At 69.3% G+C, this 25,169-nt stretch carries 22 protein-coding genes; 13 read left to right on the top strand and 9 right to left on the bottom strand.

The window, feature by feature from the left end; all coding sequences use genetic code 11:
- The first annotated feature begins 89 nt into the window (after nt 1–89).
- From ACQPZF_RS35065 to ACQPZF_RS35055, 3 genes are all read left to right on the top strand, one after another.
- A complete protein-coding gene (locus ACQPZF_RS35065) occupies nt 90–488 on the top strand; it encodes a pyridoxamine 5'-phosphate oxidase family protein (protein ID WP_433264431.1) in 399 nt (132 codons plus the stop codon).
- Between the two features lie 82 nt (nt 489–570).
- Nucleotides 571–2,136, top strand: coding sequence for a GAF domain-containing protein (locus tag ACQPZF_RS35060; RefSeq protein ID WP_433264430.1), 1,566 nt, complete (start codon nt 571–573; stop codon nt 2,134–2,136).
- A 9-nt stretch (nt 2,137–2,145) separates the two neighbouring features.
- Complete coding sequence (locus ACQPZF_RS35055; RefSeq protein WP_433264428.1) at nt 2,146–2,799, top strand: response regulator; 654 nt, start codon at nt 2,146–2,148, stop codon at nt 2,797–2,799.
- 576 nt (nt 2,800–3,375) lie between these two features.
- On the opposite strand, the gene ACQPZF_RS35050 is transcribed toward ACQPZF_RS35055, so the two are convergent.
- Nucleotides 3,376–4,914 carry an alpha/beta hydrolase gene (locus tag ACQPZF_RS35050; protein WP_433264426.1) on the bottom strand — a complete coding sequence of 513 codons (1,539 nt, stop codon included), beginning with the start codon at nt 4,912–4,914 and terminating at the stop codon, nt 3,376–3,378.
- Nucleotides 4,915–5,043: 129 nt separating this feature from the next.
- Here ACQPZF_RS35050 and ACQPZF_RS35045 point away from each other — a divergent pair, with 129 nt between their 5' ends.
- Nucleotides 5,044–6,048 (top strand): hypothetical protein, encoded by a 1,005-nt coding sequence (locus tag ACQPZF_RS35045; RefSeq protein ID WP_433264425.1) that lies wholly within the window; start codon nt 5,044–5,046, stop codon nt 6,046–6,048.
- Nucleotides 6,049–6,079: 31 nt separating this feature from the next.
- On the opposite strand, the gene ACQPZF_RS35040 is transcribed toward ACQPZF_RS35045, so the two are convergent.
- Genes ACQPZF_RS35040 through ACQPZF_RS35020 form a run of 5 tightly spaced genes read right to left on the bottom strand, consistent with a single transcriptional unit; the run spans nt 6,080 to nt 10,818 of the window.
- Nucleotides 6,080–7,048, bottom strand: coding sequence for an ABC transporter substrate-binding protein (locus ACQPZF_RS35040; RefSeq protein WP_433264423.1), 969 nt, complete (start codon nt 7,046–7,048; stop codon nt 6,080–6,082).
- 18 nt (nt 7,049–7,066) lie between these two features.
- Nucleotides 7,067–8,074 carry an ABC transporter permease gene (locus ACQPZF_RS35035; RefSeq protein WP_433264421.1) on the bottom strand — a complete coding sequence of 336 codons (1,008 nt, stop codon included), beginning with the start codon at nt 8,072–8,074 and terminating at the stop codon, nt 7,067–7,069.
- Nucleotides 8,071–8,832: an ATP-binding cassette domain-containing protein gene (locus ACQPZF_RS35030; RefSeq protein WP_433264420.1), complete on the bottom strand. Its 762-nt coding sequence runs from the start codon at nt 8,830–8,832 to the stop codon at nt 8,071–8,073. The genes ACQPZF_RS35035 and ACQPZF_RS35030 overlap by 4 nt, the downstream gene beginning before the upstream one ends.
- 1 nt (nt 8,833) lies before the next feature.
- The gene (locus ACQPZF_RS35025) at nt 8,834–9,838 is read right to left on the bottom strand and encodes a class I mannose-6-phosphate isomerase (RefSeq protein ID WP_433264418.1); all 1,005 of its coding nucleotides are present in this window, start codon (nt 9,836–9,838) and stop codon (nt 8,834–8,836) included.
- Complete coding sequence (locus tag ACQPZF_RS35020; RefSeq protein WP_433274851.1) at nt 9,835–10,818, bottom strand: LacI family DNA-binding transcriptional regulator; 984 nt, start codon at nt 10,816–10,818, stop codon at nt 9,835–9,837. Before ACQPZF_RS35020 ends, ACQPZF_RS35025 begins: the two co-directional genes overlap by 4 nt.
- Nucleotides 10,819–10,984: 166 nt before the next feature.
- On the opposite strand from ACQPZF_RS35020, the gene ACQPZF_RS35015 reads away from it, so the two are divergent.
- The gene (locus tag ACQPZF_RS35015) at nt 10,985–14,242 is read left to right on the top strand and encodes a GH92 family glycosyl hydrolase (protein WP_433264416.1); all 3,258 of its coding nucleotides are present in this window, start codon (nt 10,985–10,987) and stop codon (nt 14,240–14,242) included.
- On the opposite strand, the gene ACQPZF_RS35010 is transcribed toward ACQPZF_RS35015, so the two are convergent.
- A complete protein-coding gene (locus tag ACQPZF_RS35010; RefSeq protein ID WP_433264414.1) occupies nt 14,239–14,961 on the bottom strand; it encodes an AfsR/SARP family transcriptional regulator in 723 nt (240 codons plus the stop codon). The two genes, ACQPZF_RS35015 and ACQPZF_RS35010, sit on opposite strands and share 4 nt — an antisense overlap.
- Nucleotides 14,962–15,085: 124 nt before the next feature.
- Between ACQPZF_RS35010 and ACQPZF_RS35005 the strand changes: the two genes are divergently transcribed.
- From ACQPZF_RS35005 to ACQPZF_RS34985, 5 genes are all read left to right on the top strand, one after another.
- Nucleotides 15,086–15,616, top strand: a complete 531-nt coding sequence (locus tag ACQPZF_RS35005) for an RICIN domain-containing protein (protein ID WP_433264413.1) — start codon at nt 15,086–15,088, stop codon at nt 15,614–15,616.
- A 96-nt stretch (nt 15,617–15,712) separates the two neighbouring features.
- On the top strand, nt 15,713–17,971 hold the full coding sequence (locus ACQPZF_RS35000) for a GH92 family glycosyl hydrolase (RefSeq protein WP_433264412.1): 2,259 nt from the start codon (nt 15,713–15,715) through the stop codon (nt 17,969–17,971).
- 132 nt (nt 17,972–18,103) lie between these two features.
- Nucleotides 18,104–19,018, top strand: a complete 915-nt coding sequence (locus ACQPZF_RS34995; RefSeq protein ID WP_433264411.1) for an ABC transporter ATP-binding protein — start codon at nt 18,104–18,106, stop codon at nt 19,016–19,018.
- A complete protein-coding gene (locus ACQPZF_RS34990) occupies nt 19,015–20,058 on the top strand; it encodes an ABC transporter permease (RefSeq protein WP_433264410.1) in 1,044 nt (347 codons plus the stop codon). Before ACQPZF_RS34995 ends, ACQPZF_RS34990 begins: the two co-directional genes overlap by 4 nt.
- Nucleotides 20,059–20,675: 617 nt before the next feature.
- Complete coding sequence (locus ACQPZF_RS34985; protein ID WP_433264409.1) at nt 20,676–20,990, top strand: DUF3817 domain-containing protein; 315 nt, start codon at nt 20,676–20,678, stop codon at nt 20,988–20,990.
- Here ACQPZF_RS34985 and ACQPZF_RS34980 read toward each other — a convergent pair.
- On the bottom strand, nt 20,972–22,012 hold the full coding sequence (locus ACQPZF_RS34980; protein WP_433264408.1) for a phosphotransferase: 1,041 nt from the start codon (nt 22,010–22,012) through the stop codon (nt 20,972–20,974). The genes ACQPZF_RS34985 and ACQPZF_RS34980 overlap by 19 nt on opposite strands.
- 58 nt (nt 22,013–22,070) lie before the next feature.
- On the bottom strand, nt 22,071–22,574 hold the full coding sequence (locus ACQPZF_RS34975; protein ID WP_433264407.1) for a MarR family winged helix-turn-helix transcriptional regulator: 504 nt from the start codon (nt 22,572–22,574) through the stop codon (nt 22,071–22,073).
- A 44-nt stretch (nt 22,575–22,618) separates the two neighbouring features.
- Between ACQPZF_RS34975 and ACQPZF_RS34970 the strand changes: the two genes are divergently transcribed.
- The 3 genes from ACQPZF_RS34970 to ACQPZF_RS34960 are packed head-to-tail and all read left to right on the top strand — an operon-like array spanning nt 22,619 to nt 24,822.
- Nucleotides 22,619–22,921: an MTH1187 family thiamine-binding protein gene (locus ACQPZF_RS34970; protein WP_433264406.1), complete on the top strand. Its 303-nt coding sequence runs from the start codon at nt 22,619–22,621 to the stop codon at nt 22,919–22,921.
- A gap of 51 nt (nt 22,922–22,972) precedes the next feature.
- Nucleotides 22,973–23,824, top strand: a complete 852-nt coding sequence (locus ACQPZF_RS34965) for an SCO6745 family protein (RefSeq protein ID WP_433264405.1) — start codon at nt 22,973–22,975, stop codon at nt 23,822–23,824.
- 41 nt (nt 23,825–23,865) lie between these two features.
- Entirely contained in the window at nt 23,866–24,822 is a 957-nt protein-coding gene (locus ACQPZF_RS34960; RefSeq protein ID WP_433264404.1) for a co-chaperone YbbN, read from the top strand.
- The last annotated feature ends 347 nt before the right edge of the window (nt 24,823–25,169 follow it).

The raw sequence follows: 25,169 nt of genomic DNA, 5'->3' as shown, positions 1-25,169 counted from the left end.
AGGCAGCGAAGCCGGGACTTCCGACTCTAGGCAAGGACGATCACAGAGCCGACCGTTTTAGTACGGCAACTGGGGGATAAGAGGGTGCGATGTACGACTCCGCTGGGCTCCAGGTGCTCTCCCGCGAGGAGTGCCTGCGACTGCTGAGCTTGACGGGCGTGGGGAGGCTGGTCTTCACCGACAAGGCGCTGCCCGTCGTGCACCCGGTCGTCTACGTGCTGGACGGGGAGTCGGTCGTGCTGCGGGTGCCCGAAGGCAGCCTGACCCTGGTCGCGCGCGACACCATCGTGGCGTTCCAGATCGACGACGTGCGGCCCGACCTGTCGAAGGGGTGGTCGGTGATGGCCGTCGGGCACGTCACCGAGGTGAGCGACGAAGGCACGCTGACCAGGATGCGGGAGCTGCCGCTGGCCTCGCGCGGGGTGACCGGGCAGGACCACTACCTGTTGGTGGCCTTGGAGGTGCTGTCCGGTAGGCGCATCCCGTGAAGAGCACCGCCGAATCGGGCCGTCGCATCCCCCGACCGGAGGCGATAGCCTCGGATCCTCCCTGCTTGGAGGGGTGGGTTGGTTGGCTGGATCGCCGGACTCGAACGCGACGCGCCTGGACGGGCTGCTGCGCGAGCTGACCGACCGGACCGCCGAGGTGATCGTCTCCCAGGAGCGGATGCACCGGCTGCTCGGCGCGGTCGTGTCCCTGGCGAGCGACCTGTCGCTGCCGGACGTGCTGCGCCGCATCGTCGAGTCGTCGTGCGGCCTGGTCGGCGCGCGGTACGGGGCGTTGGCCGTGGTCGGGCCGAACCGGCAGCTACTGGAGTTCACGTACGGCGACGAACGGCACCACACCCACTTCGAGGGCACGGCGTTCGACCCGTCCGCGCCGGGGTTCCTGGGCGTGCCCGTGCACGTCCGGGGCGAGGTGTTCGGCAACCTGTACCTGACCGACAAGGAGGACGGCGCCGACTTCACCCGTGCCGACCAGGAGGTCGTCGTGGCCGTCGCGGCGGCGGCCGGCATCGCCATCGAGAACGCCCGGCTGTACGAGCAGTCGCGGCAGCGCGAGGTGTGGCTGCGGGCGTCCAACGAGGTGACGAACGCGCTGCTCACCGGCACACCGGACCGGGACGCGCTGCGGTTGGTGGCGGTTCGCGCGCGGCTGGCGGCGGACGGCGTGAGCGCCGTGCTGGCGTTGCCCGACGCCCAGGGCGAACTGGCCGTCCGGGTGATGGACGGCGGGCTGCGCGGGTTCACCGTGTCGCGCGAGGGCAGCGCCAGCCGTGAGGTCTACGCGACCGGCAAGACCAAGGTGCTGGACGGCCTGCCCGGTCACTTCGACCGGATCGGCCCGGTCGTGGTCGTGCCGCTGGCGGCCGGCGACCGGATCCTCGGCGTGCTGATGGTCGCGCGGTCGCGGGACCACCACCCGTTCGACGCCTCCGACGTGGCGCTGGTCGAGTCGTTCGCCCGGCAGGCGGCGCTGATCCTGGAGTTCACCCGGGCCACCGGGGCGGGCCGCCGGCTGGCCGTGCTGGAGGACCGTGACCGGATCGCCCGCGACCTGCACGACTTGGTGGTCCAGCGGCTGTTCGGGCTGGGACTGGGGCTGCAGGGTTTGAACGGCCTGGTCGAGCAGCCGTTGGTGGCCGAGCGGTTGGCCGACTTCGTGACCGAGGTCGACCAGACCATCCGCGAGATCCGGCGGACCATCTTCTCACTCCAGGAGCCGGCGGCCGGCGCGGCGAGCCTGCGAGCGCAACTGCTCCGGGTGGTGCAGGACTCCGGCCGGCTGCTCGGTTTCGAACCCGCGCTGATGACCGACGGCCCCGTCGACTCCGTGGTGCCCGACCACGTCCGGCCGGACCTGTTGGCGACGCTGCGCGAGGCCTTGGCCAACACCGCTCGGCATGCGTCGGCGAAGAAGGTCGACGTGCAGGTGGTGGTGGACCGCGAGGCCACCGAACTGCACCTGGTCGTGTCCGACGACGGCGACGGGCTGCCGGATGGCCGCGCCCGGCACACCGGCGGACTGGTGAACATGGCCGCGCGGGCCGCTCGGTGGGACGGCAGTTGCAAGGTGCAGTCGGAAGTCGGGAAAGGCGTGACGGTGACGTGGTCCGTGCCATTGATATCGGGGTAGGGAGGTTTCATGTCCATCTCGGTGCTCCTCGTCGACGATCATGAGATCGTGCGACGCGGCCTCCAACAATTGCTCACGGTGGAACCGGACATCGACGTCGTCGGAGAGGCGGAAAGCGCGGCTGCCGCAGTGGCGGCGGCCGTGGAGCACCGACCCGACGTGGCGGTGATCGACGTCCGACTGCCCGATGGCGACGGGGTGACGGTGTGCCGGGAAATCCGGTCCACGATCCAACCACCTCCCGCCTGCCTGATGTTGACTTCGTACTCGGACGACGAGGCGCTGTTCGGCGCGATCATGGCCGGCGCCGCCGGGTACATGTTGAAACAGGTTTCCGGGAACGACCTGGTCTCCGCTATCCGCACGTTGGCGGCCGGCGGATCTTTGTTGCACTCCGGGGTCACCGCGACGGTGTTGCAGCGGCTGCGCGGCGGACCGGTGGAAGATCCCCGATACGCGGCTTTGAGCCCACAGGAACGACGGATCCTGGACCTGATCGCCGAGGGTCTGACCAATCGGCAGATCGCCCAGCGGCTGTACTTGGCGGAGAAGACGGTGAAGAACTACGTCTCTTCGCTGCTGCACAAGCTGGGGTTCGACCGACGCACCGAGGCCGGCGTGTACGCGGCCCGACGCCGGCAGAGCGGAGCGGCAGGCCTGTAAGCAGCAGCAACACGCTCCGCGCTTGAAGGCACCCAGCGCGCTCCGCGCTCTAGCCCTTGGCGCGCTCCGCGCTCTTCGCAGTGGCGCACGCAGCGCGCACACCGAGCGGTGGGCTGCGTGTCATCCCCGTATGGCCTGCCCGCAGGGAACCGCGCTTTTCCTGGGAATGCAAGCACGCTTTTCGCTTGCATTCCCAGGAAAAGGGTGGTTGTCTTTGACCAGGTTATGCGGGGATGGCACGACGCCCGAGTCTTGCTTTTGTGTACATCCTTGGCGGCCTGCCTGTCCGGCGAGGACGCTTTTCGCTTTTTGACGAAAAGCGAAAAGCGACGCTCGCCGCTTGGCAGGCCTCCGGGGAGGGAAAAGAAAAGGCGTCGTGTTCTCCCCGTATGACCTGTCAAAGACCACCACACTTGTCAAGGAGGCGCAAGCGAAAAGCTTGCTTGCACCTCCTTGACAAGCGCGGTAGCCCTGCGGGCAGGCCATACGGGGAGAACACGAGGCCCCCTGCTGTGCTCGCGCGCAGCAGGGGGCCTGGTCGTGTCGCGTGGGTTGTGTGTTGTGCGTTGTGTGCTGTTACAGCCAGCCGGGTACCAGGGACGGCTTGGTGTCGAGGGTGGTGGTTGTTGTCGGGTCTGGCAGAGGCATTCCGGGGCAGGTGATGTCCTTTGGCGGGACCTTGCCGTCCACGATGAAGGACTCCACCAGGTCGTCCACGCACGGGTTGCCGAAGCCGTAGATGCCGTGGTCGCCTTCGTCTGCCACCGTGATCATCCTGGAGTCGGCGAACTTCTCGTGGGCTCGTTGTGCGCCCTCAAGAGGGGTTGCCGGGTCGCGGACCGACTGCACCATGAGCACCGGGGGCACGCCCTTGCCGGTCGGCGTCTTCAGTTGCAAGGGGGGACGGTTCCAGAAGGCGCATGGGGCCAGGATCTGGTAGTAGCCGATCAGCGGGTATTGCCTGCCGAGGCGTTCTGCTTCCTCGGCCAGGTAGCCACGGCCGCCCTTGAACCGGGTGTCGTTGCACGTGATGGCGTACAAGGTCGCGGTCGGGGCGTCCGGGTAGCGGATGTCGGCCGATGCGGCGGACGCAGTGGCCGTGTTCTGGTCGAGTCGGGAGAACAGGGCCGCTGCCGGCGGGAACGAATGCTTGCTGTACTGCGCCTGGACCAGGGTCAGGTCGAAGGCCACGCTGGTGAAGAGGCTGCCGTCCGGTAGCTGGATCGGGGTCTCGGCCAGTTTGGCGCGGATCTCCTCGTACTTCTGGCGGACCTGTTCGGGCGTGGTGCCCAGGTGGTAGAGGCTGTCGTACTTCGCCACCCAGGGCAGGAAGTCGACGCGGAACCTGCGTTCGAAGCCTCGGCCGAACTCGTCGAAGATGTCCTGGAACGTCGTCGTGAACTCGGTGTTCGAGTCGAGCACGAACTTGTCCACGCGGTTCGGGAAGTAGGTTGCGTAGTACGCCCCCATCCACGTGCCGCCGGAGTAGCCGATCCAGCTAATCTTCTCGCGGCCCAGCAGGTGGCGCAGCAGGTCCAGGTCCTTCACCGTCTGCTCGGTGTTGACGACCTTGCCGAACTCGCCGCTGTGGTGCTGGCACGCGGTGGCCTGCAGCTCCGCCGCGTCGTAGAGCAGCTTCACGTTGGCACGGCTGCGGTCGCGCGGGTCGGCGAGGCTCAGGAAGTCGAAGTTCGCGCACGTCACGTTGGTGCTCGCGCCGGTGCCGCGCGGGTCGATGCCGATGATCTCGAAGTTGTCCACCAGCTTCGAGCGGCTCTCGTACACGATGGGCAGCAGCCTGCCCGGTCCGCCGGGACCTCCGGGGTTGGTCAGGACGCTGCCCCTGGCCTGGCCGCTCTTGGGCTTGAGGCGGCTGACCGCGATGGTGATGTCCTTGCCGTTGCCCGGTGTCCGCCAGTCCTGCGGCGCGCGGTACGTTCCGCACTCCAGGGCCGCCGCCGGCGGCGGGAGGTCGGTGCACGGGCCCCAGGCGATGGTCTGGGCGAAGTGCGGACTTGCCTGGACCTGCTCCCGGGTCTGCTCTTGGGCCAGGGCCTGCGCCGGGAGCGTCGCCGCCAGCAGGGCCGTGGACACGGTGAGTACCAGTCTTCGCATGTATCCCCCTCCAGTGGTGCCACCCACTTCATCGGTGTGACGGGGTGGGCGGCAACCACACAAAGACTGGTGTTCGGGTCTACGAAAGCACTAGGCCAGTCGGGGCTTGGGGAAAGTAAGGTCGGCAGGGTGGGGATTTTCCGGAGGAAGCGGCCTGCCGCGGTCGCCCGTGAGGTGGTGCGCGACCACACCTACGACGACGCGATCCTGGACATCGCGGCCGAGGAGATGGACGCCGGGCACCTGCGCGCGGCCACGACCGTGCTGGCCGAGTGCCGGGACGAGCCCGAGGTCCGTGCGCTGCGGGCCGAGGTGCTGGGTGAGCACGCCATCGGGCACGCGGACGAGCTGTTGGAGTTGGCGAAGACCAACACCGACCCCGACCTGTGGCTGCTGGCGGGCACGGCGTTCATCCGGGAGGCCTGGGCGATCCGGGGTTCGGGGCGGGCGGACAGCGTCGGCAAGGACCGGTTCAAGGTGTTCTTCGGCACGCTCCGCAAGGCGGTGGGGCCGCTGCACGAGGCGGCGAAGCTGCTGCCCCGGGACGCGGTGCCCTGGTCGCAGCTCCAGACCGCCGGGCTGGGGCTCCAGGTCGACCGCGACCAGAAGGACGAGGTCTGGCGGGAGATCGTGGCCCGCTGCCCGTCGCTCTACCCCGCGCACTGGACCCGGTTGCAGATCCTCGCTTCGAAGTGGGGCGGTTCGGCCGAGGAGATGATGGCGTTCGCGCACGGCAGCGTGGACGCGTCCGAGCCGGGCGACCCGGTGGTGGCGATGCTCCCGCTGGCGCACTTCGAGATCTTCCTGGAGCAGTTCGAGGACGCGGTGCAGGCACGCAGCGCCCTGAAGATCGCCTCGCTCAAGCTGCGCTACTTCAGCCGGGTGCGGGAGGAGATCGCGTCCGCGGCGGACAGGTGGGACGCGTCGCCCGCACGCGCCCACCCGCGGTCGCTCCAGGCGCACAACCTGTTCGCGGCGGCGTTCGCGCTGGCCGACGACGCGCCGCGGGCCCGCCGGCACCTGCTCGGGATGCGGGACCACGTGCACGACGTGCCGTGGGCGTACGTCGCCTACCTGGCCGACGACCTGGAGAAGGAGTACTCCGAGCTGGCCAACAAATACCTGGACGCCTGAGCCGGCCGCCCGGCCCAGGCGTCCGCGCCGGTCAGCACTTCTGCTTGTAGAAGTACTTCTCGTTGGCCGCCATGTCGGCTTTGGTGAGGGCGACCAGCTCCGTCTGGATGTCGCGCTCGACCGTGCCGCCTTCCAGGGCCGCGATCGCCTGTTCCACACCGTTCTTGCCGATGGTGGCCGGGTCCTGGGCGATCAGGGCCTGCACGACGCCCGCGCGCAGGTCCTCCACCTGCTTGGGGCTCGCGTCGAAGCCGACCAGGTTGACCGCGCCGGTCCTGCCCGCGTTGCGCAGGCCGGTCGCCGCGCCCTCACCGGTGTTGAGGTTCGTCGCGAAGACGCCGATCAGGTCGGGGTTCGCGGCCAGCGTCGCGGTGAGCTTGGACGCGGCCTGGTCCGGCTCGTTGTCGGTGTACTGCTGGCCGACGTACTTGAGGTTCGGGAACTTCTTGATCTCGTCCTCGAAACCCTTGGCGCGGGCGTCCGTGGTGGAGGTGCCCGCCTTGGTGTTGAGCACCAGCACGGAGCCGGGTTTGTCGCCGACCAGCTTGGCCAGCGTCTGCGCGGCGAGCTGCCCGCCCTGCTCGTTGTCGGACGAGATGGTGGACACCGCGACGGACGTGTCCTCCAGCTTGGTGTCGACCTCGACGACCTTGATGCCCGCGTCCTTGAGCTGCTTCATGGGCCCGGCCATGGCCTTGTCGTCGGTCGGCGCGATCAGCACCGCCCCCGGCTTGTTCGCCAGCACACCGGTCACGATGGGGGTCTGCAGGGTCGACTCGAACTTCGCGGGCGCCTGGACGTCGACCTCGTAGCCCTTGGCCTTGGCCGCCTCCCGGAAACCGCATTCCATCGAGATGTAGAACGGTTCGGCCGCGACGCCGGGGATCAGCACCATCTTCTTGCTGTCGCCGGTTCCCCCGGTGTCGCCGATCTGCCCTCCTCCGCCGCACGCGGTCAGCAGCAGGGCCGCCCCGAGCAGGGCAACTGTCCTCGTTGACATGTCTCCCGCACCTTTCGCCTAGCGTTGATTGCGCGCCCTTCGTCGTGACTGGTCGAACCACACCGCCGCCACCAGCACGATGGCCACCGCGATCGGCTGCCAGTACACGTTCACGCCGACGATCACGAAACCCTTGCGCAGCACGGCGGGGATGAACACGCCCAGCACCGTGCCGACGATCGAGCCCGCGCCACCGAACAGGCTGGTGCCGCCGAGCACCACGCCCGCGATGGCGTTCAGGTTGTCCGTGTCGTGCCCGGTGATGGACGCGACCCGGAAGTACGCCAAGGCCATGAAGCCGGCCAAACCCGCCAGCGTGCCGGCCAGCAGGTAGACCTTGACCAGGTGACCGGTCACCGCGATGCCCACCCGCCGCGCGGCCTCCTCGTTGGAGCCGATCGCGTAGGTGTAGCGGCCGAACCGCGTCGTCGCCAGGACCAGCGCGCCGATCGCGGTGACCACGGCCGCCAGCACGACCAGGTTGGGGATGCCGAACCAGGTCCCCGTGCCGAGGTTGTCGCTCAGCACGTCCGGCACGCCGCTGACGTTGGAGCCGTTGGAGATGAGCTGCCCCGCGCCCAGGGCCGCGCCGAACGAGCCCAGGGTCACGATCAGCGGTGGGATGCCGGTCTTGGCCACCAGCAAGCCGTTCAGCAGCCCCCAGGCCGCTCCGCTGACCAGGGCGACCAGCAGTCCGATGAGGACGGTGCCCCACCCCGCGCCGGTGGCGTTGCCGCCGTTCATCGCGTTCATCGTCATCGCCGAGGTGACACCGGAGAACACCAGCACCGAGCCCACGGACAGGTCGATGCCGGACGTGATGATCACGTACGTCATGCCGACCGACAGCACGAGCAGGACCGACGTCTCGACCAGGGTGGTCTGCAGGGTAAACGTTGTCAGGACCGCGTCCGGCCGGATGGCGCCGAACACCGCGATGAGCACCAGCAGCACCAACGCGATCCACAGCGTGTTCGCGCTGAACAGCCGCTGCGCCAAGGTCCGTTCCCGGACGTCCGGGGTCATGCTTCCTCCTGGGACAGGGCGCCGGTCATCGCGCCGACCAACTCCTCCACCGTCGTGTCGGCGGCCCGCAGCCGCGCGACCCGCCTGCCCAGGCGCAGCACCTCCACCCGGTCCGACACGGCCAGCACCTCGGGCATGTTGTGGCTGATCAGCACCACCGCCATGCCCTGGTCCCGCACGCGCTTGATCACGTCCAGGACGCGTTCCCGCTGCACCACGCCGAGCGCCGCGGTCGGCTCGTCCATGAAGACCAGCTTGCTGGCCCACACCACGCTCCGGGCGACCGCGACGCTCTGCCGCTGCCCGCCGGACAGCGCGCCGATCGGCACGTCGACGCTTTGCAGCGTCACGCCCAGATCGCGGAACGACGACGTGGCCCGCCGCCGCATCTCCTTCTTGTCCAGCACACCCAGCCGGCCCAGGAGCCCCGGCTTGCGCAACTCCCGGCCCAGGAACAGGTTCGCCGCCGGGTCGAGGTCGGGCGCGACCGCCAGGTCCTGGTACACGGTCTCGATGCCCAGCGCCCGCGCGGCCGTGGGGGAGGGCAGGGAGATCTCCCGGCCGTCGAACGTGATCGTGCCCGAATCCGGCTGTTCGGCCCCGGACAGGCACTTCACCAGCGTGGACTTGCCCGCCCCGTTGTCCCCGATCAGCGACACCACCTCGCCCGCGTACGCGGTGAACGACGCACCCCGCAACGCTTCCACGCTGCCGTAGTGCTTCACCAGGTCTCGGGCGTCCAGCAGGGGTTCGGCCATGTCAGCTCCCTAGGCTCGCGGGCAGGGGCGGGCGGCACCGGACGGCGACCAGGTCGCCGGTCAGCACGCTCTCGCCGGCCGCGTGCGGCACGACGACCGTGCTGCCCCGGCGCAGCGGCACGGAGTCCAGCGTGCCGGCGCCCTCCAGGACCACGAGGACCGTGAACGACGGGTCGAGAGCCCGGCTGCCGGACACGTGCAGGCGGTCGGCCCGGAAGAACGCGTCGGCCTTGGCCCGCAACAGGTTGACGGTGGGCGCGACGCGGGAACCGGTGTGGCTGAGCAGGTCCTCCACGTGCTTGGCCCGCAGGTCGACGCAGCCCAGCGCGGCCTCCTGCCCCAGGCCGAGGTGCCACGCCTCGGGATCGGCCAGGAAGCCCTGCCACTCCAACGTGACCGAGAAGTCCGTCGGCTGCTGGAGTTCGACGATGAACACGCCCTCGCCGATGGCGTGCGGCACGCCGGCGGGCACGAAGACCGTGTCGCCGGGCTTGACCACCACCGGGTTGAGCGCGTCGAGCATCGCCGAGGAGTCCTGTGCGGACACCCACGCCGAGATCCTCGACGCGGGCACGTCCCGCCGGAAGCCGATGTAGACCGTGGGATCGGGGCCGGACGTCCCGACCACGATCCACGCCTCGGTCTTGCCGTGCCGGCAGGCGAGGTGCTCGGCGGCGAACGCGTTCGACGGGTGGCAGTGCACCGGCAGCCGCTGCCCGGCGTCGAGCAGCTTCACCAGCAGCGCGGTGTCCGCGCCGAACTCGGCGACGTGCTCGGCGCCCAGCCACGACGCCGGGTCCGCGCGCACCGCGTCCCGCAGCCACCGCCCGTCCGGCAGCCTGGTCAGGCCCGCCTCGTCCTGCCCGAACAGGGTGGTGGTCGACGCCACCCAGTCCTCGGGCCCGTAATCCGCCTCGGGGTCACCCCGCAGCGCCGCGATCGCCGCGCCACCCCGGTAGAACTGCTTGGGCTGATTGGCTGGTAGCGCGACCGGCTGGTTGCTCACGCACGAACCTCCCCTGATCCACGTGCCACCAACCGCACCGGCAGCACCACGCGGCGCGGCGGCGAGCCGTCGCCGTCCAAGCGGGCGTACAGCAGGTCCGCCGCCGCCTTCCCCAGCGCGCTCGCGTCGTGCGCGATCACGCTCACCGGCGGCGACAGCAGGTCCGCCAGCTCGAAATCGTCGAAACCCAGCAGGGCGGGCCGGTGCTCGGCGCCGGCCAGCGCGCGCAGGGCGTGCACGGTGATCCGGTTGTTGCCGGTCACCACGGCCGTCGCCGGGTCGGCCGACTGCTGCAACCGGTGCAGCGCCCGGCGCACCGACTCCTCGTCGTGCGGTCCCATCACGACCAGCGGCTCGTGGAACCCGATGCCCGCCCGCACGCAGCCCTCGCGGTAGCCGCGCAGGCGCTCGTTGGCGGTGAAGATGTCCGGCGCGTCGCCGAGGAACGCGATCCGCCGGTGTCCGAACGACGCCAGGTGCAGCACGGCCTCGATGGTGCCGCCGATGTTGTCCACCAGCACGGTGTCGGCGACGACGTCACCCGCCGGGCGGTCCAGGAACACCACCGGCGTCCCGGCGCGCATCTCCGGCACCAGGTACCCGTGCTGCAACCCGGCGGGCACGATGAGCAGCCCGTCGACCCGGCGCGAGCAGAACTCCAGCGCCAGTTCCCGTTCCCGGACCGGGTCCTCGTCGGACGAGCCGGTGATGACCTGCCTGCCGCGCAGCCGGGAGATCTCCTCCACCGCCCGCGTCACGCCCGAGTAGAACGGGTTCGCCACGTCCTCCAGAACCAGGCCGACCGTGCCGGTGGACGAACCGCGGCGCAGGTTGCGCGCGCTGAGGTTGCGCCGGAAGCCGAGCTGGTCGATCGCCGCGAGCACCCGCTCGGCGGTCGCCGGGTGCACGCCCGCCTCGTCGTTCACCACGCGCGAGACCGTCTTGATGCTGACACCCGCCAGCCGCGCCACGTCGTTCATGGTGGCGCGCCGCACCTTGCGGGCGCCCGCGGCGCCGTTCGGGGACAACGTTGTCATAGTCGCCGAATCACACACCCGGGACTGGGCGATGTCAATGACCCGGCCTGTCTCGAACCGGACAACACTCGGACACCGCCTTGACGACCCCCGCGCACTCTCCGCAAGTATGCAGTTACCGGAAGTGGGTGGACAGCGTTGTCACCGAGGAGGGCTCGTGAAGACAGCACTGGCGGCGGCGGCGGTCGTCGCAACGGCACTGGTCCAACCGGTCGCGGTCCAGGCCCAACCGGACGATCCGGCGCGCTGGGTGAACCCGTTCGTCGGCACCCAGCCGGGTGGCCCCGACCACGGCACCGGTGGCGGCGCGGGCAACAACTTCCCGGGCGCGGACGTGCCGTTCGGCATGGTGCAGTGGAGCCCGGACACGGTGACCCACCAGCACGGCGGCTACTACTACCAGGACAACCGGATCAAGGGCTTCAGCCTCACCCACCTGTCCGGCGCGGGGTGCTCGACGTACCAGGACATCCCGATCATGCCGTTCGTCGGCGACGTGACGACCTCGCCCGCCGCCGACCCGAGCCGGTACGTCTCGACCTTCTCGCACGCCGCCGAGTCCGCCACGCCCGGCTATTACGGCGTGACGCTGGACAGCGGCGCGGAGGTCGAGCTGAGCGTGACCCAGCGGACCGGCATCGGCCGCCTCGCCTACCCCGGCGGGGCCACGTCCACGTTGCTGGTCAACACCTCCGGCTCGATCTCGGGCACCGACGACGCCGAGATCACCATCGGCGCGGACTCGATCAGCGGGTGGGCCACCAGCGGCCGGTTCTGCGGCGCCGATCACCGCTACCGGATCCACTTCCACGCCCGCTTCGACCAGCCCTTCGCGTCCGTCGGCACGTGGAAGAACGGCTCGGTCAGGCCCGGCACGACGAGTGAGCGCGGCGGCTCGCCCCGCAAGGGTGACTTGGGCGACGCGCGGAAAACCCTTGCCGCGCAGACCGAGGAGCGCTCGGTCGGCGCGCTCGACACCACCGTCTCCGGCCCCGGCAGTGGCGGCTACGTGACGTTCGACGACCCGGACGTGACGATGCGCGTCGGCCTGTCGTTCGTCTCGGTCGACGGCGCGAAGAAGAACCTCGACGCCGAGAACACCGGCCTGTCGTTCGACGCGGTCCACGCCGCCGCCCGCAAGGCGTGGAACGACCGGCTCGGCCAGATCAAGGTCACCGGCGGCACGGACGCGCAGCGCACCACGTTCTACACCGCCCTCTACCACTCCCTGTTGCAGCCCAACGTCTTCTCCGACGTCGACGGCCGCTACCCGGGCTTCGACGGCCGCACCCACGCGGCCGACAAAGGCCATGCGATCTACACGAACTTCTCCGGTTGGGACGTCTACCGATCGGAGATGCAGCTACTTTCCCTGCTCGCGCCCAGAGAATCCGCGGACATGGTCCGCTCGATGATGGCGTTCGCCGAACAGGGCGGCTCGTGGGACCGCTGGACCGTCGCCAACGGGTACACCGGCGTGATGGTCGGCGATCCGTACCACGTGATGGTGTCCAGCGCGTATGCCTTCGGCGCCAAGGACTTCGACGCCGCCAAGGCCCTGCTGCTGATGCTGCGCGGCGCGAACCAGCCCACCCTGGGCTACGAGGAACGCCCGGGGCTCAAGGAGTACCAGGAACTCGGCTATGTCCCGATGGGCGTGCGGAACGTCTGGGGCGCGCCCGCGACCACCCTGGAGTACACCACGGCGGACTTCTCCATCGCCGAGCTGGCCCGCCGCCTCGGTGACGGCGCGACCTGGCAGGCGTTCATGAAACGCGCCCAGTACTGGCAGAACGTGTTCAACCCGGCCACCGCCTACACCCAGGCGCGCAACCGGGACGGCTCGTTCGTGGAGCCGTTCACGCCCGGCAACCCGGACACCTGGGTGGAGGGCAACGCCGCCCAGTACACGTGGATGGTGCCCTACAACGTCCGCGGCCTGTTCAGCGCGATGGGCGGTGACGCGAAGGTCCGCGACCGGCTCGACTTCTTCTTCACCAAGCTCAACACCGGACCCGACGAGCCGCACGCGTTCCTCGGCAACGAGCCGACCATGCACACCCCCTGGCTCTACAACTGGGCCGGCGCGCCGGGCAAGACCCAGGCCGTGGTGCGCAAGGCGGTGGACGAGCTGTTCGGTCCCGGGCCCAACGGCCTGTCGGGCAACGACGACCTCGGCCAGATGTCCTCCTGGTACGTGTGGGCCGCGATGGGCGTGTACCCGGCGATCCCCGGCCGCGCCGAACTCGTCGTCAACACCCCGCTGTTCGACGAGGTCACCATCACCCGCCCGAACGGCAAGCCGATCGTCATCAAGACGTCCGGCGAGGGCGGGCACATCTCGGACCTCAAGCTCGACGGCCGGTCGCAGACCCGGACCTGGCTGCCGGAATCGCTCGTCGCCAACGGCGGCACGGTCGAGTTCGGGCGGTCCGCCACCCCGACCACGTGGGGTTCCGGCCCGGCCGACGCGCCGCCGTCCTTCCGCGACGGAGAGGCAGGCCAGCAGGGGTTCGTGGAGCCGAGCCGCCTGGTGCTGCCCGCCGGCGGCGCCGGCGCGGTGACCGTCGGGGCGCAGGACTTCTCCGGCAAGGGCGGCAAGCTCGCCTGGAGCGCCCAGCCGCCCACCGGGATCGCGCTCACCCCGACGCGGGGCGAGATCACGCTCCCGGCCGGTGAGAAGGCCGGTCAGCAGGTGGCCGTCAAGGTGGCCGCGGACGCCGCCGAGCAGATCCACCGCGTCCCGGTCGCGTTCTCCAACGGCCAGCGCAGCTCGATCTCCGTGCTGGTGGCCGACCCGGGCAGCCTGCGGGCGGCGTTCAACAACGTCGGCACGTCACCGGACGACGACCAGGCGATCGGCAACTTCGACGGCCAGGGGTGGAGCTACTCGCGGAAGTCGTTGGCGGAGAAGGGCTTGACGCCCGGCGCGACGGTGACGCAGGACGGCATCGCGTACACCTGGCCCACCTCGCCGGTAGGCGAGCCGGACAACGCCACCAGCAGCGGCCAGACCGTGACGGTCAACGCCACCGGCACGAGACTGGGACTCTTGGGCAGTGCCGGGAACGGCAAGGCGGCCGGCACGCTCACCGTCACCTACGCCGACGGCGCCACGCAGACAGCGGACGTCGGCTTGTCCGACTGGGCGCTCGGCGGCAACTCCTCGACGCCGCCGTCGTACGACAACCGGATCGTGGCGACCATGCCGTACCGCAACAACTCCAGCGGGACTTCCCAGCAGCTCACGGTGTTCGTCTTCGCGACCGCGCCGATCACCCTGCTGCCCAAGCAGGTGCGGTCGGTGACCCTGCCCACGTCGGTGACCGGCGGCTCGTTCCACGTGTTCGCGATCGGGGTGGCCTAGGCACGCAACATCGTCGCGTGCAGCTCCCGCAGCGCGGGGCCGGTGGTGATGCCGTACTCGGCGACCAGCCGGTGGTTCAGCCGCCGGTAAGTCTCCAGCGCCTCCGCCGTGCGCCCGCTGCGGTAGTGCGCGAGCATCAGCAGCCGGTGCAGTGACTCGCGGACCGGGTGCTCGTCGGCCAGGCGGGCGAGTTCCGGCACGAGGTCGCGGTGCTTGCCCAGCCGCAGCTCGATCTCCGCGCGCAGCTCCAGCGCCGCCAGCAGCTCCTGCTCCAGCAAGCCGCCGAGCCGCACCCGCACCGACTCGAACGGGATGTCCGCCAGCGGCGCGCCCCGCCACAGCGCCAACGCGTCCCGCAGCACGTCGGCCGCCTCCCGGTCGGGCAGCGTGCGGGCCCGCTCCACCTCGACGCGGAACCGGAACACGTCGACCGAACCGGGGTCGACGTGCAGCAGGTAGCCGGGGCCGCGGGTCACCAGCCGCACGTCCGGCTGGCCTCTCAGCGATCGCCGCAGCGCCACCACCAGACCTTGCACGGCGTTGCGCGCAGTGACCGGCACCTCGTCCTCCCAGAACAGTCGGATGATTCGATCTACCGGCACCACCCGGTCGGCTTCCAAAAGCAACACGGCGAGTAGCGCACGTGTCCGAGGACCACCCAATGGAATTACCTGACGACCCTTCCATGCGCATACCTCGCCGAGAACTGTGAAGTTCACCCCTGTGCCTCACGATCTGCTCGTACCGGTTCTTAAGCACAAATCAAGCCGTTCATCAGGACCTTCTCCGAGACTGAGTCGGTCGTTACCGCAACTATTGGGAGAAGACCCGATGAGGCGAATCATGGTGAGTGTGTTGACGGGAGCCATGGCGGTGCTCGCACTGCTCGTGGCACCATCCGGCGCGTCCGCCGCGGCGCAGGACGCCGACTCCGCGGCCGACCGGATCCAGGCCACGAACGGGACGTACTCGCTCCGCAACGACCACAGCGGCAAGTGTCTGGACGTCCACGGCTGGTCCACCGCCAACGGTGGCGACATCGTGCAGTGGGACTGCCACTACGGCAACAACCAGTTGTGGACGTTCGTCCGGCACGGCGACGACGGCTCCTACTCGCTGAAGAGCGCGCACAGCGGGAAGTGCCTGGACGTCTACGAGTGGTCGACCTCGAACGGCGGCAAGCTCGTCCAGTGGGACTGCCACTGGGGCAACAACCAACGCTGGTACCAGACCTGGTACGACGACACCAACAGCTTCCGGTACGTGAGCAAGCACAGCGGCAAGGCGCTGGAGGTCTACGAGTGGTCGACCGCCAACGGCGGCCGGGCCGTGCAGTGGGACTGGCACGGCGGCGCGAACCAGCGCTGGCGCTGACCGGGGCACGTGCGGCTGCCCGCTCCGGGTGGCCGCACGTCCTTGCGGGCAATACCGCGGAACTTCTCGTCCGGCGGCCTGGCGTTATTCGTGGTAATGGCCACTATGGTGATACCCGTGAATGCGCAGGCGGACCCGGTGGCGTCGGTGAACACGTTCATCGGCAGCAAGGACGACGGGAACACGTTCCCCGGCGCGGCCGTGCCGTTCGGCATGGCCCATTCCAGTCCGATCGGGTCGCATTACGCGGGCTGGCGCTACGACGACCCGGTGATCCGCGGGTTCGGCCACTTCTTCCTCTCCGGCGCGGGGTGCTCGGAACAGGGCGGCCTGGTGTCGATCCTGCCCACCACCGGCCTGCCGGCGAGCTTCGACCACCGGCGGTACGGCGTGGCCTACGCGCACGACGGTGAGGTCGGCCGGCCCGGCCACTACCGCGTCCGGCTCGGTTCCGGCATCACGGTGGAGAGCACGGCGACCACGCGGACCGGTGTCGAGCGGTTCGCGTTCCCGCCCGGCACGACGCCGCACGTGCTGGTGAACGTGGGGCAGGCCAACGACCGGGAGCCGGTGTCCCGCAGCAGCGTCCGGGTGGTGGACGACCGGACGTTGGCGGGAACCGTCACCGCGCAGGCGTTCTGCGGCGGCAAGCCGTACACGACCTACTTCACCACGACGTTCGACCGGCCGTTCGCGCGGACCGGCAACTGGGGCGGCGCGGCAGGCGGCGCGGGCCTGCGCGGCCAGTGGGTGACGTTCGCCGACGGCCCGGTCACCGCCGCGACGGCCATCTCGCACGTGGACGCCGAGGGCGCGGCGAAGAACCTGGCCGAGGCCCGGGGCAAGCCGTTCGACGTACTCCGCGACGCCGCGCAGTCGCGGTGGCGCGACGAACTCCGGTCGATCGAGATCGACACGGCCGACGCCGACGACCGCACCGTCTTCTACACGGCGCTGTACCACGTGCTGCTGCAACCGTTGACCGGCAACGACATCGACGGCCGTTACCGGGGCTTCGACGACCAGGTCCACACGGCGGACGGCTGGACCTACTACGAGTACTACTCGCTCTGGGACACCTATCGCGCCCACAACCAGTTGCTGGCCCTGCTCCGCCCGGGTCGCGCCAGGGACATCGCCCGGTCCGTGCTGGCCATCCACGAGCAGGGCGGCCGGCTGCCCCGCTGGGCGTACGCCAACCAGGAGACGAACACGATGACCGGCGACCCGGTCACGCCGTTCCTGGTGGACCTGTGGCGGTTCGGCGCGCTGGAAGGCCTGGAGGACAAGGCGTACGCGGCGCTGATCAGGAACGCCGACGAGGTCCCGCCCGCGTCGTCCCCCTTCGAGGGCCGCGCCGGGAACCCGTCGTACCTGGCGAACGGCTTCGTCCAGTTCGACAAGGACTTCCCGAAGAAGGGCCAGGACGTGGACCCGCACCACGGCGCGTCCGCGACCATGGAGTACGCCTTGGCCGACGCCGCGCTGTCGGTCATGGCGGAAGCGTTGGGACACCAGGAGGACGCCGCCGAGCTGCGCCGGCGTGGCCGGAACTACCGCGTGCTGTGGGACACCACGGTCGCCGACCGGGGCTTCACCGGGTTTCCGCGCCCGAAGACCGCGAACGGCGAGTGGCTGCGACCGTTCACCCCGCAGGGGCAGGACGGCTTCCACGAGGGCACCGCCTGGCAGTACCAGTGGCTCGTGCAGCAGGACGTGCCCGGTCTGGTGGAACGTCTGGGAGGCAAGGAGAAGGCCGCCGCCCGCCTGGACGACTTCTTCGCCTATCCGGACCTGGTGGCGGACCCGGCCGGGACCGTGCGCGAGAAGTGGGTGGTCGGTCCCTACGACTACTACAACCAGTTCCGCTACAACCCGAACAACGAACCGGACCTCCACGCGCCGTGGATGTACGCGCTGGTCGGCGAACCGTGGAAGACCTCGGCCGTGAACCGCGCGGCGCAGTCCCTGTTCGTCAACGCCCCGAACGGCGTGACCGGCAACGACGACCTCGGCACCATGTCGGCCTGGTACGTGTTCAGCGCGCTCGGCCTCTACCCCGTGACACCGGGCACCGGGCAGTTCGTCCTGCACGCGCCCAGGTTCAGCCGTGCCGTGATCCACCTCGAATCAGGTCGGGACATCACGATCACCGCATCCGGCACGGACACTTCCACGCTCCAGTACGTCAAAGCCGCCCGGCTGGACGACACACCACACGATCGCGTCTGGGTCGACTACGAGAGCCTCACCGAGGGCGCCGCCCTGGCGTTCGACCTGACCGCCGACCCGGGCGAAGCGACCTGGGGCACCGGGCCGGGCGCCGCGCCGCCCTCGCTCTGCCCCGACCGGTGATTTCACGCTGCGCGGACGGTCGAGCGCGCAGAGCGACGGCGGACCATCCAACGTATCGAGCTTTGTTCACTTTCGTCGCACGCTTCCTCCGGTTCGCCGGTCACTCTCACTCCAACGGACTACGGTCCAGCCATGACAGGGGCGCGCATACCAGCCGTCGTGGTCGCGGACATCCGCAAGCACTACGGTGACTTGAAGGCGGTGGACGGTGTTTCGTTCACCGTCGCCGAGGGGGAGTTCTTCGGCATCCTCGGGCCGAACGGGGCGGGCAAGACCACGACCCTGGAGATCGTGGAAGGCCTCCGCAAGGCCGACGCCGGCTCCGTGACGCTGCTCGGCGAGAACCCGTGGCCGCGCAACGCGAAGCTGCTGCCCAGGATCGGCGTGCAGCTCCAGGCTTCGAGCTTCTTCGAGAAGCTCACCGCCAAGGAGCAGTTGCAGACGTTCGGCTCGCTCTACGGCGTCACCGCCGCGAAAGCCGTCGACATGCTGGAGCTGGTGGGCCTGACCGACAAGGCCGACGTGCAGGAGAACAAGCTCTCCGGTGGCCAGCGGCAGCGGCTGTCCATCGCGTGCGCCCTGGTCCACGACCCGGACATCGTCTTCCTGGACGAGCCGACCGCCGCGCTGGACCCACAGGCCCGGCGGAACCTGTGGGACGTGCTGCGGGCGATCCAGGCGCGCGGCAAGACCATCGTGTACACCACGCACTACCTGGACGAGGCGGAGATCCTCTGCGACCGCGTGGCGATCATGGACCGGGGCCGGATCCTCGCCATGGACGCACCCGCGACCCTCGTCCGGGGCCTGGACGCGCCCACGCACGTCGTCCTCCAGAAGGGCAGCCTCCCGCTGGCCGACGCCAAGGCGATCGTCGGCGTGGAGCAGGCCCAGGAGGACGAGGTCTCGCTGACCATCTCGACCCGCAAACCCGCACCCGTGCTGTCGGCTTTGGCCGAACGCGGCACGCTCGACGGCCTGCAGGTGCGAACGGCCACGTTGGAGGACGTGTTCCTCAACCTGACCGGACGGGAGTACCGGGCATGACCGCGTTCAAGAGCCTTTCCGTGGCGATGCTCAAGGGTTTCGTCCGCGACAAGATGACACTGTTCTTCGTCTTCATCTTCCCGTTGATGTTCCTCGTCGTGTTCGGCTTGTTGTTCCGCGACGCGGGCGCCGACAAGACGAAGATCGCGATCGTCGGCGACGGTCCCGTGATCACCGCACTGGACAAGACCGGCGCATTGGAACTGGAGAAGTACGACAACGCCGACACGGCGAGGCAAAAGGTCCACGACGGCGACCTGCCTGCTTTGGTGGCGGTGAACGGCAATGACGTGGAGCTGACCTTCGCGGCCAGCGACCAGGTCAAGGCACAGACCGTGGTAGGCATCGTCTCCGGTGTCGTGGACAAGGTGAACCTGGGCGTGACCAACGCGCCCCCGACATTCACCCTCGAAGCCAAGTCGGTGGAAGACGCGTCCCTCAAACCGATCCAGTACCTGACCCCCGGCATCCTGTCGTGGGCGGTCTCGATCTCAGGCGTCTTCGGCGCGGCACTGACCCTGGTGTCCTGGCGCAAGAAGCAGGTCCTGCGCCGGATTCGGTTGGCCCCCGTCGGCCCGACCGCCGTCCTCAGCTCACGCGTCCTGGTGAGCATCGGCACGGCCGTGGCCCAGGGCGTGGTCTTCGTGGCAGTGGCCCTGACCCCGATGTTCGGCCTCAAACTGACCGGTCAGTGGTGGCTGGCCCTCCCGTTGCTGGTGCTGGGCACCACAGCGTTCTTCGCGGTCGGCATGCTCGTCGGTTCGTTCTGCAAGACAGAGGAAGCCGCCAGCGGAGCAGCCAACATCATCATTCTGCCGATGGCATTCCTGTCCGGCACGTTCTTCCCCGTGGAGAACACCCCGGGCTGGCTGCAAACCGTGTCGAACATCTTCCCACTACGCCACATGAACGACGGCATGCTGGACGTCCTGGTACGAGGCAAGGGAGTCGAAGCACTACTGGTCCCCTCGGCAGTGCTCATCGGCTTCACCTTGGTAGTCGGCTTCATCGCCGCCCGCATCTTCCGTTGGGAGGACTAGCCCACACACGGCGCGCAGCGCCACACCTGTCGGTGGGCTGCGTGTCATCCCCGTATGGCCTGCCCGCAGGGAACCGCGCTTGTCAGGAATGCGCAAGCACGCTTTTCGCTTGCGCATTCCTGACAAGGGTGGTTGTCTTTTGACCAGGTCATGCGGGGATGGCACGACGCCCGAGTCTTGCTTTTGTGTACATCCTTGGCGGCCTGCCTGTCCGGCGAGGACGCTTTTAGCTCTTCGTCTATGGGCAGCCGCGACCGCTCTTCGTCTTAAAAGATTAAAAGCGACGCTCGCCGCTTGGCAGGCCTCCGGGGAGGGAAGGGCAAGGCGTCGTGTTCTCCCCGTATGACCTGGTCAAAGACCACCACACTTGTCAAGGAGGTGCAAGCGAAGAGCGTGCTTGCACCTCCTTGACAAGCGCGGTTGCCCTGCGGGCAGGCCATACGGGGAGAACACGAGGCCCCACTTGTGTGCTCGCGCAGGCTTCTTGCTGCTGTGCTCGCGCAGGCTTCGGGTTGGTGTGCTCGTGTGCGGGCCCGGACTGCTGTGCTGCCGTGCCGGCAACCGGCAAAACGGACCCCGGCGTTCGGTGAGCCGGGTCACTCACCACAATGGGGGACATGCTGAGCAGCCCCGTTGGCCGTTTCCGTCTTCTCGCGCTGGCCGAAGCCGTGTCCTGGGCAGGTCTGCTGATCGGGATGTTCTTCAAGTACGTGCTGGTCAACAACGAGATCGGGGTGAAGGTCTTCGGGCCGATCCACGGGGTGGTCTTCGTGGGCTACGTCCTGGTGACCCTCATGCTGGCGCACCGCTGGGATCGTCGGACCACGGTGTGGGCGCTGCTGGCGAGCATCCCGCCGTTCGGGACGATCGTCTTCGAGCGGTGGGCTCAGCGGAACGGCAAGTTGGTCGAGGCTCAGAGCGCCAACGACTGAGTCAACGACTGGGCCAGTGCCTGTTCCCGTTCCGGGTCTCCGGCGTGGTAGAGCCGTTCGCTTTCCTCGATGTTGTCCAGGAACTCCTGGTACACCAGCGCCCCGACCAAGTGCACGGCGGGTCGGGCGTGCCGCAGTGCGCCCGACGGGTCGCTGTCGGGTCGGTGTCGCAGCCAGGCTGAGGACCACACCTCTTCCACCACGGGACGGGTCTCGGGTGGTACGAAACCGAGCAGTCGGGCCGCGTCGAGTGCCGGGTGGCCCCAGTGTGCGTCGCCCCAGTCCAGGAGTGTGCCGCCCGACCGCCAGTTGCCGGGGTGGAAGTCGCCGTGCAGCACGGTGTTCGGCAGGCCGAAGTCGGGCACTGGGACGTCCCTGACCCGCAGTCGGGCCGGGCCGGCCAGTGCCGCCTGCACCGCCACCCACCGTGGGACGATGTCGGCGATCATCTCCGGTGTGGGGCGCCAGCAATCTTCTCCGGGGGCTTCCACCATCAGCAGGCGTCGGGGTTCTGACGCGACCACTGCGGGCACGAGGGTCGGATCCTCCTCGCCGACCAGTCGGATCACCGCTGCCTCATCGGCCATGAACGCGGGAATCTCCTTGGCCCACAGCGTTCCGGCCGGTGTGCGCAACCGGTACAGGCAGGACAGGTTCCACGTCTTCACCTGTTCGGCACGACGTACCGGTACGAAGCGATCCGCCCACGCCACCAGAGCGGCCGGTCCGCCGGGGCGGGCCCAGGGCATTCGGAGTGGGGTGTCGGGGAATTCGTACGTGTCCACAGCGGACAGACCGGTGGGGACGTCGGATGCTTCCACCTGGTAGGTGACCGTCCCGTCGCGCATCCCCGATCCCGTGGCGGAGACCAGGCGCAGCACGCTCGTGGTCACGCCCAGTGTCGAGTCCAGGTGCGCGGTGACCGGTTCCACGTCGTTCCACCAAGGGCTGTCGACCACGAACGGCGGGACGGAGCCGACGTACTGCCCGTCCACGGTCACCAACGCCACGATTTCCCGCACGCCGTGCAGCGTGGCCTATCCGCGCCCGAACAGTCGAATGGATTCCCCCGAGCAGAGTTCAGTCCTCGAAGTCGCCCACCGCGCGGCGGACCTTCGCCAGCAGGTCGGTGAGCTGTTCGGTCTGCCGGTCCGTCAGGCCGCGCAAGCCGAACTCCACCCCGACCACGGCCTCGGTGGCGGCCTCGCGGCGGGTGTGGCCGGCCTCGGTGATCTCCACCAGGGTGGTGCGCCGGTCGGTGGGGTGGGGGTTGCGGCGGACGAGGCCGTCCGCCTCCAGGCGGTCCACGATGTTGGTCACGCTCGTGGGGTGCAGTTGGAGGCGTTCGCCCATGACGCGCATGGGGAGGCTGCCGGTCCGCGCGAAGGTCAGCAGGACCAGGGCCTCGAACCGGGCGAACGTCAGGCCGTGCGGTTTGAGGGCGGTGTCCACGGCGGACTGGATGATCTGCTGTACTCGCATGACGCTCGTGACCGCCGCCATCGACGTCGACGGTCCGATCCGCTTCTCCCACAGCTCGGCGGCGCGCGCGATGGGGTCGAACGGGAGCGGCTGGGACGTCATGCCGCCGAAGCTACCAGTGGGTACCCGGCTATCAGGAGGCAGCAGTGCTCGTCGCGTTCAGTGTCAGCCCGCTCGGCGGGGAGTCCGACAGCGTGGCGGCGGCGGTCGCCGAGGCCGTGCGGGTGGTTCGGGAGTCCGGCTTGCCCAACGAGACCAACGCCATGTTCACCCTGGTCGAGGGGGAGTGGGACGAGGTGATGGCGGTGGTGAAGAAGGCGACCGAGGTCGTGCAGGCCACCGCGCCGCGGGTGGGTCTGGTGATCAAGGCGGACATCCGGCCCGGCTACACCGGACAGCTCCGGGCCAAGGTGGAGCGGGTCGAGCGGCACCTGGACCCGGGCGAGTAGCCACGCAGGTTGCCTCTGGCAAATAGTCGGAAGTCCTACTAATTTGGGGCCATGTCGCCCTCGCCCCGAGACCTGTGGTTGCGCTTCGAGACCTACCACGACGTCACGTACTTCACGCCGGAGTCCCGCGCGGTGACCGACGAGCTGGGGTGCAAGGGCGGTTGGATGGGCTACTTCGGGATGCGCGCCGCACCGCTGGGCGCGGCGGCCCCGCAGACCGTGACCGCCGCGTTCTTCACCTTCCACGTCGGCATGGTGTCGCGGGCGCTGCCCGACGCCTGGGAGATCGCTTCGCCCGAAGCGTTCCTGGAGGCGCGGCTGCGGGGCGTGGACGGGGCGTTGCGTCGGATGCTGCCGTCCCTGGATGTCGCGGAAGCCGCCGAACTGGCCGTCCAGGCAGCTTCGGAGGTGCCGCTGCCGGGACGGGTGCTGGGCGCGGCCAACGCGGCTCTGCCGGTCCCGGACGAGCCCCACCTCGCGCTGTGGCAGGCGTGCACGACCCTGCGTGAATCACGGGGTGACGGGCACCTGGCGGCGCTGGTCGCGGCCGGTTTGTCGGCGTGCGAGACGTTGGTGCTGTTCGGGGCGGACAAGGGCCTGGACCCGGCCTACCTGCGGGTGGCGCGCGGGTGGAACGAGGAGGAGTGGCGGGCCGCCGAAGCGGCGTTGACCTCGCGGGGTCTTTATGACGACGGTCTGACGCCGGCGGGCCGTTCCCTGCGGGCGGAGATCGAGCGGCGGACCGACGAGGCCGCCGCGCGGCCCTGGGACGTCCTGGGAGCGGACGGCACCGCCCGGTTCCTGGAGTTGATGACGCCGATCGCGTTGTCGCTCGGCCGGCAGAACGAGATGATGCGCACCAACCCCATGGCGATCGACCCAGTAGGTGAACTGACCGCCTGACCGGTCGCGGTCGAGTAGAGGACTCGTGCCAGGATGGAACCGTGACAAGGCCAGACCCTCGCAAGACCGCAGCACTGTCCGCCGCGCTGTCCGGGGCGGTCGACCTCGGCGCGCTGAAGGCACGGGCCGACGCGGCCCGCCAGCGCCCCACCACACCGCCGTCCGGCGCGGCCGGGGCGGACACCGGCCCCAGTCCGTGGGTGCTCGACGTCACCGAGGCGACGTTCCAGTCGGTGATCGAGCGCTCCCTGGACCTCCCGGTCGTGGTCGAGCTGACCGCGTCCTGGAGCCCGGAGGCGGGGCAGCTCTCCCCGATCCTGGAACGAGCCGCCCGAGCAGGCGGCGGCGCCTGGATCCTGGCCCGAGTGGACCTCGACGCCAGCCCCAGGGTGGGCCAGGCCTTCGGCGTGCAGTCCGTGCCGACCGTCGTGGCGGTGGCCGCCGGCCAGCCCGTGGACGCGTTCGCCGGCCCGTTGCCGGAAGCCGAGTTCACGCAGTGGATCAACCGCCTGCTGGACGCCCTGCGCGATCGGCTGCCCGGCATCAAGGCAGCGGAGGCCGGACAGGAAGCGCCGACCGAGGCCCCGGAGGACCCCCGTTTCGTCGCCGCCGAGGAGGCGTTCGAACAGGGCGACTTCGCCGCCGCCGAGGCAGCCTACGAGGCCATCCTGTCCGCCGAACCGGCGAACGCGGAAGCCAAGGCAGCCCTGGCCCAGGTCCGCTTCACCGCCAGGGCGGAAAGCCTGACCCCCGACGTGGTGCAGGCCGCGAACGCCAACCCGGAGGATGTCGACGCCCAACTCGCAGCCGCCGACGTGGAGTTGGCGGGGCAGGACGTGGACGCGGCCTTCAAACGACTGATCGACACCGTGCGCCGGGTGTTCGGAGACGACCGAGACAAGGTCCGCGAACACTTGGTGGGCCTGTTCGAACTGTTCCCACCCGACGACGAACGAGTGGCAAAGGCCCGTCGAAACCTGGCCAGCGCCCTGTTCTGACCAAGCACGAACCGAACAAACACACACAGCCGCACCGCGCCCTTCGCGCTCTTGCCCTTGGCGCGCGCCGCGCTCCTCGCAGTGGCGCGCGCAGCGCGCACACCGAGTGGTGGGCTGCGTGTCATCCCCGTATGGCCTGCCCGCAGGGAACCGCGCTTTTCCTGGGTATGCAAGCACGCTTTTCGCTTGCATACCCAGGAAAAGGGTGGTTGTCTTTGACCAGGTCATGCGGGGATGACACGACGCCCGAGTCTTGCTTTTGTGTACATCCTTGGCGGCCTGCCTGTCCGGCGAGGACGCTTTTAGCTCTTCGTCTAAAAGCGAAAAGCGACGCTCGCCGCTAGGCA

The sequence above is a fragment of the Actinosynnema sp. CS-041913 genome, from assembly GCF_050942485.1.
In the GTDB taxonomy this organism is placed as follows: Bacteria; Actinomycetota; Actinomycetes; order Mycobacteriales; family Pseudonocardiaceae; genus Actinosynnema.
The sequence above is the reverse complement of the archived record's forward strand: the minus strand, read 5'-3'. Positions and strand labels throughout refer to the sequence as shown.

Bases quoted from the DNA above. Each gene is read 5' to 3' on its own strand.
- ACQPZF_RS35050 (WP_433264426.1), bottom strand. From the start codon at position 4,914: ATGCGAAGACTGGTACTCACCGTGTCCACGGCCCTGCTGGCGGCGACG.
- ACQPZF_RS35065 (WP_433264431.1), top strand. From the start codon at position 90: ATGTACGACTCCGCTGGGCTCCAGGTGCTCTCCCGCGAGGAGTGCCTG.
- ACQPZF_RS34985 (WP_433264409.1), top strand. From the start codon at position 20,676: ATGCTGAGCAGCCCCGTTGGCCGTTTCCGTCTTCTCGCGCTGGCCGAA.
- ACQPZF_RS34965 (WP_433264405.1), top strand. From the start codon at position 22,973: ATGTCGCCCTCGCCCCGAGACCTGTGGTTGCGCTTCGAGACCTACCAC.
- ACQPZF_RS34995 (WP_433264411.1), top strand. From the start codon at position 18,104: ATGACAGGGGCGCGCATACCAGCCGTCGTGGTCGCGGACATCCGCAAG.
- ACQPZF_RS34990 (WP_433264410.1), top strand. From the start codon at position 19,015: ATGACCGCGTTCAAGAGCCTTTCCGTGGCGATGCTCAAGGGTTTCGTC.
- ACQPZF_RS35055 (WP_433264428.1), top strand. From the start codon at position 2,146: ATGTCCATCTCGGTGCTCCTCGTCGACGATCATGAGATCGTGCGACGC.
- ACQPZF_RS34975 (WP_433264407.1), bottom strand. From the start codon at position 22,574: ATGACGTCCCAGCCGCTCCCGTTCGACCCCATCGCGCGCGCCGCCGAG.
- ACQPZF_RS35035 (WP_433264421.1), bottom strand. From the start codon at position 8,074: ATGACCCCGGACGTCCGGGAACGGACCTTGGCGCAGCGGCTGTTCAGC.
- ACQPZF_RS35000 (WP_433264412.1), top strand. From the start codon at position 15,713: ATGGCCACTATGGTGATACCCGTGAATGCGCAGGCGGACCCGGTGGCG.
- ACQPZF_RS35015 (WP_433264416.1), top strand. From the start codon at position 10,985: ATGCAGTTACCGGAAGTGGGTGGACAGCGTTGTCACCGAGGAGGGCTC.
- ACQPZF_RS35020 (WP_433274851.1), bottom strand. From the start codon at position 10,818: ATGAACGACGTGGCGCGGCTGGCGGGTGTCAGCATCAAGACGGTCTCG.
- ACQPZF_RS35005 (WP_433264413.1), top strand. From the start codon at position 15,086: ATGGTGAGTGTGTTGACGGGAGCCATGGCGGTGCTCGCACTGCTCGTG.
- ACQPZF_RS35030 (WP_433264420.1), bottom strand. From the start codon at position 8,832: ATGGCCGAACCCCTGCTGGACGCCCGAGACCTGGTGAAGCACTACGGC.
- ACQPZF_RS35040 (WP_433264423.1), bottom strand. From the start codon at position 7,048: ATGTCAACGAGGACAGTTGCCCTGCTCGGGGCGGCCCTGCTGCTGACC.